Annotated in this window: 10 protein-coding genes and 1 riboswitch; of the genes, 1 reads left to right on the top strand and 9 read right to left on the bottom strand. The window is 58.6% G+C overall.

From position 1 onward, the window contains the following. Positions 1-111: 111 nt before the first annotated feature. Positions 112-1,806, top strand: a complete 1,695-nt coding sequence (locus tag QP965_RS05735) for an ABC transporter family substrate-binding protein (RefSeq protein ID WP_284844364.1) — start codon at positions 112-114, stop codon at positions 1,804-1,806. Positions 1,807-2,027: 221 nt separating this feature from the next. Here the strand turns inward: QP965_RS05735 and tuf are convergent, their stop codons facing one another. The 9 genes from tuf to QP965_RS05690 form a co-directional block, all read right to left on the bottom strand. Continuing rightward, positions 2,028-3,218, bottom strand: a complete 1,191-nt coding sequence (gene tuf / locus QP965_RS05730) for an elongation factor Tu (RefSeq protein WP_284766029.1) — start codon at positions 3,216-3,218, stop codon at positions 2,028-2,030. Between the two features lie 391 nt (positions 3,219-3,609). Beyond that, positions 3,610-5,739: an elongation factor G gene (gene fusA / locus QP965_RS05725; protein WP_284768291.1), complete on the bottom strand. Its 2,130-nt coding sequence runs from the start codon at positions 5,737-5,739 to the stop codon at positions 3,610-3,612. Positions 5,740-6,062: 323 nt separating this feature from the next. Next, positions 6,063-6,530: a 30S ribosomal protein S7 gene (gene rpsG, locus QP965_RS05720; protein WP_005322865.1), complete on the bottom strand. Its 468-nt coding sequence runs from the start codon at positions 6,528-6,530 to the stop codon at positions 6,063-6,065. Positions 6,531-6,536: 6 nt separating this feature from the next. Beyond that, positions 6,537-6,908, bottom strand: coding sequence for a 30S ribosomal protein S12 (gene rpsL / locus QP965_RS05715; RefSeq protein ID WP_005322866.1), 372 nt, complete (start codon positions 6,906-6,908; stop codon positions 6,537-6,539). A gap of 232 nt (positions 6,909-7,140) precedes the next feature. Further along, positions 7,141-7,692 carry a nucleoside/nucleotide kinase family protein gene (locus QP965_RS05710; protein ID WP_284844363.1) on the bottom strand — a complete coding sequence of 184 codons (552 nt, stop codon included), beginning with the start codon at positions 7,690-7,692 and terminating at the stop codon, positions 7,141-7,143. 26 nt (positions 7,693-7,718) lie between these two features. Beyond that, positions 7,719-8,489 carry an energy-coupling factor transporter transmembrane component T family protein gene (locus QP965_RS05705; protein WP_284844362.1) on the bottom strand — a complete coding sequence of 257 codons (771 nt, stop codon included), beginning with the start codon at positions 8,487-8,489 and terminating at the stop codon, positions 7,719-7,721. Next, complete coding sequence (locus tag QP965_RS05700) at positions 8,482-9,909, bottom strand: ABC transporter ATP-binding protein (RefSeq protein WP_284844361.1); 1,428 nt, start codon at positions 9,907-9,909, stop codon at positions 8,482-8,484. The genes QP965_RS05705 and QP965_RS05700 overlap by 8 nt, the downstream gene beginning before the upstream one ends. Before the next feature lie 14 nt (positions 9,910-9,923). Beyond that, positions 9,924-10,538 carry an ECF transporter S component gene (locus QP965_RS05695; protein WP_284844360.1) on the bottom strand — a complete coding sequence of 205 codons (615 nt, stop codon included), beginning with the start codon at positions 10,536-10,538 and terminating at the stop codon, positions 9,924-9,926. After that, a riboswitch (TPP riboswitch) is annotated at positions 10,528-10,669 on the bottom strand. (Overlaps the previous gene by 11 nt.) Positions 10,670-11,132: 463 nt before the next feature. Then, positions 11,133-12,771, bottom strand: a 1,639-nt coding sequence (locus QP965_RS05690) for a putative Ig domain-containing protein (RefSeq protein ID WP_284844359.1), incomplete at its 5' end; no start/stop codon positions are given.

Genomic DNA, 12,771 nt, shown 5'->3' with positions numbered 1-12,771 from the left:
CCCGCTACACAGCGTGCGTTATATATAGTAAACCTCACACCTGAAGTGCTGCGGCAGCTTACCCCGCTACCGCAACCTTCACTTTCCTCTCACTCAAGGAGACACCCCACCATGAAAAAGTTCACCCGCTTCCGGATTGCTACCGTAGCTACCCTCTCCGCCGCAGCCCTCGCCCTCACCGGCTGCGCCGCTAACTCGGACGGCGACTCCTCCAAGGCAGTCGGCGGCCTCGACATCGAGGTTAATCCGGCTGGCGACTACAACGAAAAGTCCCGCGACGAGCTCAAGGACGACGGCGAGCTCACCCTCGCTCTCGATGAACTCACCGAGCAACAAAACATGTTCCACGCCAACATGACCGCCGATACCCGCAAGGTCTGGGGCTGGTACAACCCACAGCTGGCGCTATACGACGGCGAGGGAAACTACACCCCAAACCCCGACTACATCGATGATGTCAAGGAAGATAAGAAGGGCGAGAACACCGTCGTCACCTTCAAGGTCAACAAGGATGCCACCTTCAACGATGGCACGCCTATTGACTGGAAGGCCTTTGACAATACCTGGCGCTTCAACAACGGTAAGGATGAAGACGTCCAGGTAAACGCCACCGATGGCTTCGAGCGCATTACCTCTGTGGAAAAGGGCGCTACCGACAAGGACGTCGTTGTCACTTTCGACGGCCCCTACCCGTGGTGGCAGGGCCTCTTCAACGAGCTTCTCCACCCCGCCATCGACAGCCCTGAAAACTTCGACAAGGCGTATCTGGGCAAGCTGAACCCGCAATACGGCGCCGGCCCGTTCAAGGTTGATAACGTGGACTTCAAGGGCGGCACCCTCACCCTCGTGCCCAATGAGAAGTGGTGGGGCGATAAGCCGAAGCTGAAGAAGGTAAGCTTCCGCGTCATGGAATCGCAGGCCACCATCAACGCCTTCCAAGCCGGCGAAATTGACGCCGCCGGTGTGGCCGATAAGAACAGCCTCACCATTGCCGGCGAGATGGGCGATGCCATCGACATCCGTGCCGCACTACGCCCCGCCAACGTCATCTTCACCCTCAATTCCAAGGCACCACAGCTCCAGGACGAGGACGTACGCCACGCCGTCTTCTCCGCCATCGACCGCGATCAGCTGGCCGAAATCCGCTACAACGGCCTGGGTTACGAAGAAGAGATGCCGGGCTCCCTTACCCTCTACTCCACTCAGGAGGGATACAAGGACAACATCAAGGACGTCATCAAGTTCGATCCTGAGCAGTCCAAGAAGCTGCTAGAGGACGCCGGCTACCAGCAAGGCGATGATGGTATCTACGCTAAAGACGGCGAAAAGCTCTCCCTGCGCTATATCCTCATCGGTGACGATGAAGTGTCAAAGTCCCTCGCCGCAGCAGTGCAAAAGATGCTCAAGGACGTCGGCGTTGACCTCAAGATTGAAGAGCGCCCTTCGTCCGAGTTCTCCAAAGTAACCTCGGAGCGAGACTTCGACCTCTTCCTTTCCGCGTTTGCCTCCTCTGACCCGTTTGGAGTCGCATACTTTGGCCAGACCTACGCCAGCGATTCCACGCTGAACATGTCGAGCACCGGCACCAAGGAATTCGATAAGAAGATTGAGGAACTGCAGAACCTACCAACCAAGGACGAGCAGATCGACCGCGTCAATGAACTCGAGTCGGAGGCCTTTGGTCACTACGGCATCCTCCCCTTCGCCAACGGCCCACAGATGGTCGGTGTGAAGAAGGGCCTAGCTAACTATGGCGCTAACGGCTTCGCCATCCTCCCCAAGGAAGACATCGGCTGGGAGAAGTAGAAGCTCTACAAGCCTCTAGCGCACTACGCTCAAGCCTCCCGCGGCAAACCCAACAGGCTATGCCGCGGGAGGCTTTCTTCTGCCCACAGAATCCACGCATACGGTATCAACTGTCCGCGGTAGCACTACGCTCAGCACCGGTGACCAGAGATCAAAAATCCGCCCCACCCGAAGGTGGAGCGGACTCTTTAAAGCTCTACTGAGCGGTTACGGGGTATCGATTACTCGATAACCTTGGTAACGCGGCCAGCGCCGACGGTGCGGGAGCCCTCGCGGATAGCGAAGCGCAGGCCCTCGTCCATAGCGACCGGCTGGATGAGCTCAACGGACATCTCAACGTTGTCGCCAGGCATAACCATCTCGGTGCCCTCTGGCAGGTTAACAACACCGGTAACGTCAGTGGTACGGAAGTAGAACTGCGGACGGTAGTTGTTCATGAACGGGGTGTGGCGGCCGCCCTCTTCCTTCTTCAGGACGTAGACGGAACCCTCGAACTTGGTGTGCGGAGTGTAAGCGCCCGGCTTGATAACAACCTGGCCACGCTCAACGTCCTCACGCTTGGTACCACGCAGAAGCAGACCACAGTTGTCGCCAGCCTCGGTGTAGTCCATCATCTTGCGGAACATCTCGATACCGGTAACGGTGGTGGTCTGGGACTTCTCCTGGATACCGATGATCTCAACGTCCTCGTTGACGTTCAGACGGCCACGCTCAACACGGCCGGTAACAACGGTACCGCGGCCGGTAATGGTGAAGATGTCCTCGATAGGCATCAGGAACGGCTGGTCGGTAGCGCGCTCCGGATCCGGGATGGAGTTGTCGCATGCTTCCATCAGGTCAACGACAGACTGTACCCACTTGTCATCGCCCTCGAGAGCCTTCAGAGCGGAGATGTGAACGATAGGAGCTTCCTCATCGTAGTCCTGCTCTGCGAGCAGCTCACGGATCTCCATCTCAACGAGCTCGATGATTTCCTCATCATCAACCATGTCGCACTTGTTCAGTGCAACGAGGATGTAAGGAACGCCAACCTGGCGAGCAAGCAGAACGTGCTCGCGGGTCTGCGGCATCGGGCCATCGGTTGCAGCAACAACCAGGATAGCGCCGTCCATCTGAGCAGCGCCGGTAATCATGTTCTTGATGTAGTCGGCGTGGCCCGGAGCGTCAACGTGTGCGTAGTGGCGCTTCGGGGTGGAGTACTCAACGTGGGAGATGTTGATGGTAATACCGCGCTCCTTCTCCTCAGGAGCCTTGTCGATCATGTCGAACGCGAATGCCTCGTTCTCCTCAGGGTACTGGTCAGCCAGAACCTTGGTGATCGCTGCGGTGGTGGTGGTCTTGCCGTGGTCGACGTGTCCGATGGTGCCGATGTTCACATGCGGCTTCGTACGCTCGAACTTCTCCTTTGCCACTGTATGTCCTCCTGGACTATATGGTGGCTACGACCTTCGCAGCCACGTGGTTGACAGTTGTCATTGGCACCCGACCCACAGTATGTGGGGCAAAGCGCTAATGACGCTTTCTTTACGTGCCAGTTACACGATCCTAGATTTATGTCGCGGTTTTTTCAAACCGCCGTTATAGGAGGTAACCCCGCGAAAAATCGCGGCCATTTCCCTCGACAAGAATCTTTGAAAAGGATCCTGGGAGGGTAACGGCCGGCTCAATTCACAACTTAGAGCCCCAAGCTGCAAACTCAGCCCGCCGCTACCCTGGCCCAGTTGTCCCGCCCCGCGGCGGGTCTGGCATCTACTGGCGAAGAGTACCAGCCCGACTAGACCGCGGAGGAGACGGGGCTAGCGCTTAGTTAGCGCCGCCGGTGCGCTCCTCGATGATCTCCTGTGCCACGGAGGAAGGAACCTCTGCGTAGGAATCGAAGACCATGGTGAAGTTTGCGCGGCCTGCGGTGGAAGAACGCAGGTCACCGATGTAACCGAACATCTCGGACAGCGGAACCTTAGCCTTAACAACCTTCGCACCGGAGCGGTCTTCCATAGCGAAGACCTGGCCACGACGGGAGGAAATGTCACCGTTAACGGTACCCATGTACTCCTCAGGGGTAACGACCTCAACGGCCATCATCGGCTCGAGCAGAACCGGCTTAGCCTTGGCCATTGCTTCCTTGAAGACCTGGGAGCCGGCCAGCTTGAAGGCCATCTCGGAGGAGTCAACGTCGTGGTAAGCGCCGTCTTCCAGGGTGGCCTTGATGTTGACCATCGGGAAGCCTGCCAGGTAGCCGTACTGCATTGCGTCCTGGATACCAGCGTCAACGGAAGGAATGTATTCCTTCGGCACGCGGCCACCGGTAACGGCATTCTCGAATGCGTAGGTTGCGGACTCGCCCTCTTCCAGGGTCTCTGGGTCCGGGTTGTACGGCTCGATGGTGCAGATAACCTTTGCGAACTGGCCGGAACCACCGGTCTGCTTCTTGTGGGTGTATTCCATGGACTCAACCTTCTTGCGGATGGTCTCACGGTATGCAACCTGCGGGTTACCGATGTTTGCCTCGACCTTGAACTCGCGCTTCATGCGGTCAACCAGAACGTCGAGGTGGAGCTCGCCCATGCCGCCGATAACGGTCTGGCCGGTCTCTTCATCCAGCTCAACGGTGAAGGTTGGGTCCTCAGCAGCAAGCTTCTGAATTGCGTTACCCAGCTTCTCCTGGTCGGCCTTGGTCTTCGGCTCGATGGAAACCTTGATAACCGGATCCGGGAAGTCCATGGACTCGAGGATGATCTGGTCATCCTTGTCACACAGGGTGTCACCGGTGGTGGTCTCCTTCAGGCCAACAACTGCGTAGATGTTGCCGGCGTCTGCCTGCTCAACAGGGTTCTCCTTGTTGGCGTGCATCTGGAAGAGCTTACCGATGCGCTCCTTCTTGCCCTTGGTGGAGTTCATGACCTCGGTACCCGGGGTGACCTGGCCGGAGTACACGCGGATGAAGTTCAGCTGACCGAAGAACGGGTGAGCTGCAATCTTGAAGGACAGTGCGGAGAAGGAAGACTCCACGGAAGGCTTACGGGTGAGCTGGTTGTCCTCGTTGCCCACCTCGTGGCCGATAACCTCGCCGACGTCCAGCGGGTTAGGCAGGAAGTCAACGACAGCGTCCAGCAGCGGCTGCACGCCCTTGTTGCGGTAGGCGGTACCGCAGTAAACCGGGTAAACCTCGGAGTTAATGGTCAGCTTACGGATGCCGGCCTTGAGCTCGTCAATGGTCAGCTCCTCGCCGCCGAAGTACTTCTCCATGAGCTCTTCGTCGGACTCAGCAACGGTCTCAACCAGCTTCTCGCGGTACTCTGCTGCCTTGTCCTTGAGGTCCTCAGGGATCTCTTCGTAGGTAGGCTCAGCACCGGTCTCGACCTTGCCGCGCCAGGTGATGGCCTGCATGTTCAGCAGGTCAACCACGCCGTCGAAGTCATCTTCAGCGCCGATAGGCAGCTGCATAACCAACGGCTTAGCGCCCAGGCGGTCAACGATGGTGGAGACGGTGTAGTAGAAGTCTGCGCCCAGCTTGTCCATCTTGTTGACGAAGCAGATACGCGGAACGTCGTACTTAGCAGCCTGACGCCACACCTGCTCGGACTGCGGCTCAACGCCTTCCTTACCGTCGAAGACTGCGACGGCGCCATCGAGAACACGGAGGGAACGCTCAACCTCAACGGTGAAGTCAACGTGACCCGGGGTGTCGATGATGTTGATCTGGTTGTTGTTCCAGAAGCAGGTCACGGCAGCGGAGGTAATGGTGATGCCGCGTTCCTTCTCCTGTGCCATCCAGTCAGTGGTGGAAGCACCGTCGTGGGTCTCGCCCACCTTACGGTTGATACCGGTGTAGAAGAGAATACGCTCGGTGGTCGTCGTCTTACCAGCATCGATGTGGGCCATGATGCCGATGTTGCGGACCTTGTTCAGATCCTTAAGCACTTCTTGTGCCACGTTTATACCCCAACTTAATAGTCGTCGACGCCGTGACCAGGTTTCTGGCTATGACGCCTGCATGGATAAGGTCATGTATATTTTTGCCACTATTTGGCCGTCCTCGGGGCAGCCTGCCCCTAGACTTCCATCGCTTCAGTGTACTGGACACTCCACGATGCCGCTGGACTGGGCAGGGATACTGCCCAGGGATCACACCCATTAGGGCAAAAAATGACCCAAGCAAGAGATATGGAGTTTTGTGTTGCCGCGGCAGGAAAACTGCCGGCAGCCAGCGCGAAACTTGTTTCTCGTTGCTTGGGCCATTGATGTGGGTGCTGAAATTACCAGCGGTAGTGGGCGAAGGCGCGGTTGGCCTCTGCCATCTTGTGAGTATCCTCACGACGCTTAACGGAAGCGCCGAGGCCGTTGGAGGCATCCAGGATCTCGTTTGCGAGACGCTCGATCATGGAGTTCTCGCGACGCTGGCGGGTGAAGGTCACCATCCAACGCAGTGCCAGGGTGTTAGCGCGGTCAGGGCGAACCTCAACCGGCACCTGGTAGGTAGCTCCACCGACACGGCGGGAGCGAACCTCGAGGTCTGGGCGGATGTTGCCCAGTGCCTTCTCCAGGGTGCCAACCGGATCGGTACCGGTCTTCTCGCGGCAAGCCTCGAGAGCACCGTAAACGATGCGCTCTGCGGTGGACTTTTTGCCGTCCTGGAGAATCTTGTTGACGAGCATGGTTACCTGCTCGGAGTTGTATACCGGGTCCTTGACTACAGGACGCTTCGGAGCAGCATTCTTACGCATTGTTTATTACTGTCCCTTCTTTGCGCCGTAACGGGAACGGGCCTGCTTACGGTCCTTGACACCCTGGGTATCCAGAGCGCCGCGGATGATCTTGTAACGAACACCAGGAAGGTCCTTCACACGGCCGCCGCGAACGAGGACCATGGAGTGCTCCTGCAGGTTGTGGCCCTCACCCGGAATGTAGGCGGAAACCTCAATACCGGTGGTCAGACGAACACGAGCAACCTTACGCAGTGCGGAGTTCGGCTTCTTAGGAGTGGTGGTGTACACACGGGTGCACACACCGCGACGCTGCGGGGAACCCTTCAGCGCAGCGGTGGAAACCTCTTTACGCTTATCGTGGCGGCCCTTGCGGACCAGCTGCTGAATAGTTGGCATTTAACAGTCTTTCTGTCGAATCGCACCGAGACCAAAAGAAAGGAACCAAACATGCAAAAATGGGCGCTCTTTCCCGGGGCGCTGCCGCATGTCCAGAACTCTTTCCAAGGCCGGTGCCTTGTTAAGGATCAGACTCTTCACCGCGTGCCATCAAGGCACGCATAGTGAACTGAGGTTTAGACTAGCAAACCGACCGCGCTTTATACAAAACACGATCGGCAGCGTCCTCCTGCTAGGACCATTCCCAGACCAGGTCCGTCTCGGCGGCCTTGGTGGCAAAGTAGTCCTTTTCCTGTTCTTCCCACGTTTCAAACCACGGCTCGTAGCCAGGCTCGCGGGCGATGGCGCGTTCGCGGCGTTGGTCCCGGGGGCCGTCGATAAGCACGCTTACTACCGCTCCCCTCTCCTTGGCCGCGGCAATATTGGCGGCGGTTACCGAGCCCACGCCCTCCACGATGAGATCATCGCGCACGTCCAAGCTGGCCCAGTCCCCTGGGGCGCCTGCTTCCCAGTCCCAGCGCCAGTAGCCGGGGTTCATGGTGCGCAATACCTGCTCGGCCACCATGTCGGAGCCCTTATCCAGACCGTGCCAGCCAGGGTAGAACTCATCGAGATGTACCACGCGCCAATTGGTGCGCTCGGCCAGCGCGGCGGCCGTCCAGGTTTTGCCGGCGCCCGAGGGGCCGTCGATAAGCACGGTCACTGGCTTGAAGGCGCGCTTTCTGGCTGCCGCCAGCTTGACGATGTCCTCTAAAAGGCGCTCTTGTTGGCTATCAAAGTCCATGGTCGCTCAATCACTGCTTTCGCGGTTTATAGGCCGAAGAATCTCCAGGCCCCAGTGAGTACCGAAACTACCACCGGTACAAAAGCGAGGACGGTGCCGCAGGCCATAATCCACCAATCGCGGGCCCGCAGGCGCGACTCACGCGCCCACGAGCGCTTCCCACCGCCAGGCGGGGTACGGCCGAAACCGCGCGCCTCCATGGCCGTTGCCAACTTGCCACCGCGGCGCAGCGCAATTACCAGAAGGCCAAAGGACATGGTCAGCAAATGCTGCAGCTTGCCGACGTCCGTCAGTCCCCTTGCCCTGCGCGCCATCCCCAACGACTGCCAGTCGGACTGGAAGAGCGTCATCATACGCACGCCGGCGACCGCACCAATGACAAAGCGCGAGGGCAGCTTGAGGATCTGCGAGAGCGCATCGCCCAATTCCGTCGGGTTAATATCGCGGGCTAAGACCACCATGGGTAGCGCCACCGCAAAGACGCGCAGCGTAATCGCGATCGCGAGGGTAAGGGAATTCTCGGTGACCTGCACCAGCCACCAACTGAAGTACTCCGCGCCACCTGGCTCGCCATACAACAGCATCGAGATGCCAGATATCGGCGCAATGAGAAACAGGAACCAACCGCCCTTTAATAGCTGCCCCCATGACACCCCGCACAGCGGCGCGAGGATCAGGGTAAGAGCCAGCGATACCGCCGCCGAGACCCAGTCAATGGAGGCCAATAGTGGGGTAACCCAGATAAACATCAAAAAGATGCGGCTTAGCGGGTTAGCCCCGCGCAAAAGATTAGGCACCGCGCACCTCCACTCGGTGATCCCCCAAGGCCTGGATAAATAACGGGTCATGGGTAATAGAGGCGATGGTGGTGCCATCATCTGCCATTTGCCGCAGCAAGCGCACCAGCTCCACAAAGGTCTGGGGGTCTTGCCCAAAGGTGGGCTCATCCAAGAGCAGCACCGATGGCGCGGTCACCAAGGCAGTGGCCACCGACAGGCGCCGTTTCTCACCGCCCGAGAGCGTAAACGGGTTGGCCTCCAAGAGATGCTCCAGCCGCAGTGAATCCACCAGCTGCGCGATCCTCTCCTCCGGCGGGTCCACGCGCATTACCTTGGGCGCAACCCGCAGCTCCTCGGCCACCGTGCGGGCGACGAATTGGTGCTCCGGGTTCTGGAAGACAAAGCCAATGCGGTCCGCCAGCTCGCGCGATTTCCAGCGCAGTGGCGGCCCCTTAACCCCGCGACGCACGAAATCGGCGACCCCAATCTCACCGGATTTTGCCGACAGCAACCCGGCCATGGTCATCAACCAGGTGGACTTACCCGCGCCATTCGGCCCGGTAATGACCGTGGAGGCTCCCGCTGGCAGCGCAATCGTGCGCGGCGGGCCATAGCGGGTGACGAGGTCGGTACTCCACAGCGCGGCGTCGCTCTGGGCAAGTTCGGCCTCGCTGAGGCGGCGCGCCTGCGGTAGGCCGGAGACCTGGCGGCGCTGGGCCACCTCCGCGAAGGAGGTATCGGCCACGATGCGCCCGCGGTCCAGCTCCACTGCTCGGTCGAGCACGCCGTCCCACGCCGCGTGCTGGTGTTCTACCACCACGAGCGTCGCGCCGGTTTCTTCCACCAGCCTGGATACGGCGCGCACCACATCGCGTGCGCCGGCGGGGTCAAGGTTGGCCGTGGGTTCATCGAGAAGCACCACGCCCGCCCCCATAGCGATGACGCCGGCGAGCGCCAAGCGCTGTTTCTGCCCACCGGAGAGCCGCTCGGTGGGAAAATCCAGATCCACAAATGGGCCAACCAGTTCCTTAGCAGCCGCTACTCGACGCCAAATTTCCTCCCGCGGGTAAGCCAGGTTCTCACAGCCAAAGGCAATGTCATCCCCCACACGCGCGGAGATCACCTGCGAGTCTGGGTCCTGGAGCACCAACCCCACCGGAATGGAGCGCCCCGGTTCCTCCACCAGGCCGGTGGCATCCTCCAAGAGAAGCTCACCCGTGCGGGTTCCTTCCTCAACGGAGCCCAATACCCCGGCCATCGCCGCAAGAAGGGTGGATTTGCCCGAGCCAGAGTCGCCGCAGAGAAGCACGCGTTCACCTGGCTCGATAACCACGTCAATATCGGACAGGGCCGGCTCGCTGCGCCCGGCATGGGTCCAGCCGAATCCGCGGGCCGTTATCTTGGTGGCGTTTCCCGCCAGCGTTGAAAAATCAGACACCGATACAACTCGCCCTAAGCGCGCTGTTCACGACCTGCGGCAAAGCGGTCCAAGGCACCGGTCTTCGCCAACGCCTTGACCACAAAGTAGCCCAACGCACCGGCCAAAATAGCACCGGAAATGCTCAGCGTAGCCAGGTAAATAACTTTGAACTCAAAGCTTCGCGCCAGGTTACCGGAGAGAAATAGCTCCAGAACAAACGCACCCCAACCGGCAGCCATGCCGGCCAAGATAGATACTCCCAGACCAAACTTACGGTAGAGGAAAATGGCCAGGATGATCTCCACACCAATGCCCTGCGCGAGACCAGAGTACAGGGTGCTAATGCCCCACTGGGAGCCCAGCACCGCAGAAACGGTTGCGGCAAGAACCTCCACATAGACAGCCGCACCTGGCTTGCGAATAATCAGGCCACCAAGCACGCCACCGATAAGCCAAATACCCGTAGCGATACCGCCTAGGCCCGGCGTCACGGCATCCATCGCTTCAAACCAGGCATAGCCCACCGCATTCCACCCCAGGAACACAAAGCCACAGGCCACACCCAGCACGGATGCCACCACAATATCGACCACACGCCAGTTCAAGCTGCGCTTCGGTGCTGCAGACACACGTGTATTAGTAGTCATAATTTCCTCCCTCTCGCCGGCATTATCCGGATCAGGTTCTACGGTTCGCCACAACTTCTGTGGCATCTCAGCCTCTACCCCGCTCAACAACGTCATTGTTAGCGCAGGCAAAAGCACCCGTGAATTGTGCAATTATCAAACCTCAGTCAAGAGCCACACAGACGTATGTGCATTCCTGACCAAAAGCTGTACTCATCCTAGCAAGTCCCAACACCCTACCCCTTACTACCACTCGGCACGCAGCATAAGGTTCAGCCACATCATCGAGACATGTCTACCTACCCAGCACCGAACGAGCACTTTCCCCACAGCGCGGCCCAGATGCTCACCACCCTCCACCAAAGCCACCCAGAACAATGAAACCCTGCGGAGCGCCAACAAACGCCACGCAGGGTCACGATCTGAGGTCAATTGCCCAGCCAAAATCACCAGCGCAATCAGTTATCAGACGTAAGAAAACGATAGGCCGTTAGCACCAGCAATCCCTACGGACTGTACTGGGCTAACGGCCATTACCGTTCCCTACTCGGTGGGAAGATTACGCCCTTCCCGTGGCGCGGAAGTGCAAGACTCTAAACGGTCCCGCACTCACGATTACTTGGAAGAGCTGGAGGAACCAGCGCCCGGAGCACAGGAGTTGATAAGCAATCCCAGTGCCAGTGCGCCAGCCGCAGCCAGAGCAATTCCGCCACCAATGCGGCCAGCCTCTGGGCTAACCTTCTTCAGCATCAGGTCAATCTGGCTAGCCTGCTTTGCCAGCGGGCCGTTGTAGATACCCAGCTGCTTCTGCAGCGCGGTGTTTTGCTGTGCCAGCTGACGGTTGATGCCATCAATCTGTGCAGAGACCTGCTTTACCAGCGGGGAGAAGCCCGGGATGTTCATCTGGGAAGCCAAACCAACCGGAATCAGGAACAGCAGCGGGATGCCAACACCAGCAGCAGCCGGCGCACAACGCTTCCAATCAACATTGGAAGAACCAGAAGACTGGCCCGGCAAGGAGGATCCGTCAGGCAGGTCGGAAGAACCGCCCTGGTTGTCCGGCTCTTCGTCCTTAACGCCGACCTCAACCTCGGCCTTACCACCATCAAGGTCTTCGTCCTCGACGACTACGGTAATCGGGCCTTCAACATCCTTACCCGGAGTAACAACAACGTTGCCGTTGTCATCAATCTTGGCAGGAACGTCCTTGCCATTCTTATCCGTGGCAGAAACCTTGGTGCCTTCATCAGGGTTGGTCACCTTGATGCCGGTGTTCTGCTCTTCACCGGAAGGCTTTACATCCTTCACATCGGACTTATCGACGGAGGTTGCACCCTGGTCATCACCTGGCTTGGCTTCCGGCTTGGAGGAGGCATCCTTCGGATCGGTACCTGCCGCAGCTTCCTCTGCATCGGTTGCACCATCATTGTCATCATCAGTGTCGGTGACATCCGGCTGGCCATCGCCATCGGTATCACGCTGAACCGTAACAATCTTGGTGCCCTGAGCAACTTCCTTGCCATCCTTATCGGTGACAGAAACAGCTACCTCAACATCGCGCTCTTCTTCATCCTTACCCCAGTCAGAAACCGACGGAGTACCGGTGACCTCACCAGTGGACTCATCAATGCTCAAGCCGTCAGGAAGACCCTCAGCAGCAACCTTGCCACCCTCTGGGATGTTCTTTGCAACTGCGAACGGGTCAGCTTCCTGGCCATCGACAACGGTTACAGTGTCAGGCACTACGGAAGGCTCATCAGTCGGAGCAGGCTTGGAGGAGGCATCCTTCGGATCGGTACCTGCCGCAGCTTCCTCTGCATCGGTAGCACCATCATTGTCATCATCAGTGTCGGTGACATCCGGCTGGCCATCGCCATCGGTATCACGCTGAACCGTAACAATCTTGGTGCCCTGAGCAACTTCCTTGCCATCCTTATCGGTGACAGAAACAGTTACCTCAACATCGCGCTCTTCTTCATCCTTACCCCAGTCAGAAACCGACGGAGTACCGGTGACCTCACCAGTGGACTCATCAATGCTCAAGCCGTCAGGAAGACCCTCAGCAGCAACCTTGCCACCCTCTGGGATGTTCTTAGCAACCTCGAACGGCTTAGCCTCCTGACCCTCAACAACGGTCACAGTGTCAGGCACTACAGAAGCATTAGAGGTGTCTGGGGCATCGGTCTTCGGCGCAGTGATCTTCACATCAATCGGATCACCAACCTTGTTGCCATCCTTGTCCTTAACAACAACC

It is taken from the genome of Corynebacterium sp. MSK074 (genome assembly GCF_030229735.1).
GTDB lineage: Bacteria > Actinomycetota > Actinomycetes > Mycobacteriales > Mycobacteriaceae > Corynebacterium.
The sequence above is the reverse complement of the archived record's forward strand: the minus strand, read 5'-3'. Positions and strand labels throughout refer to the sequence as shown.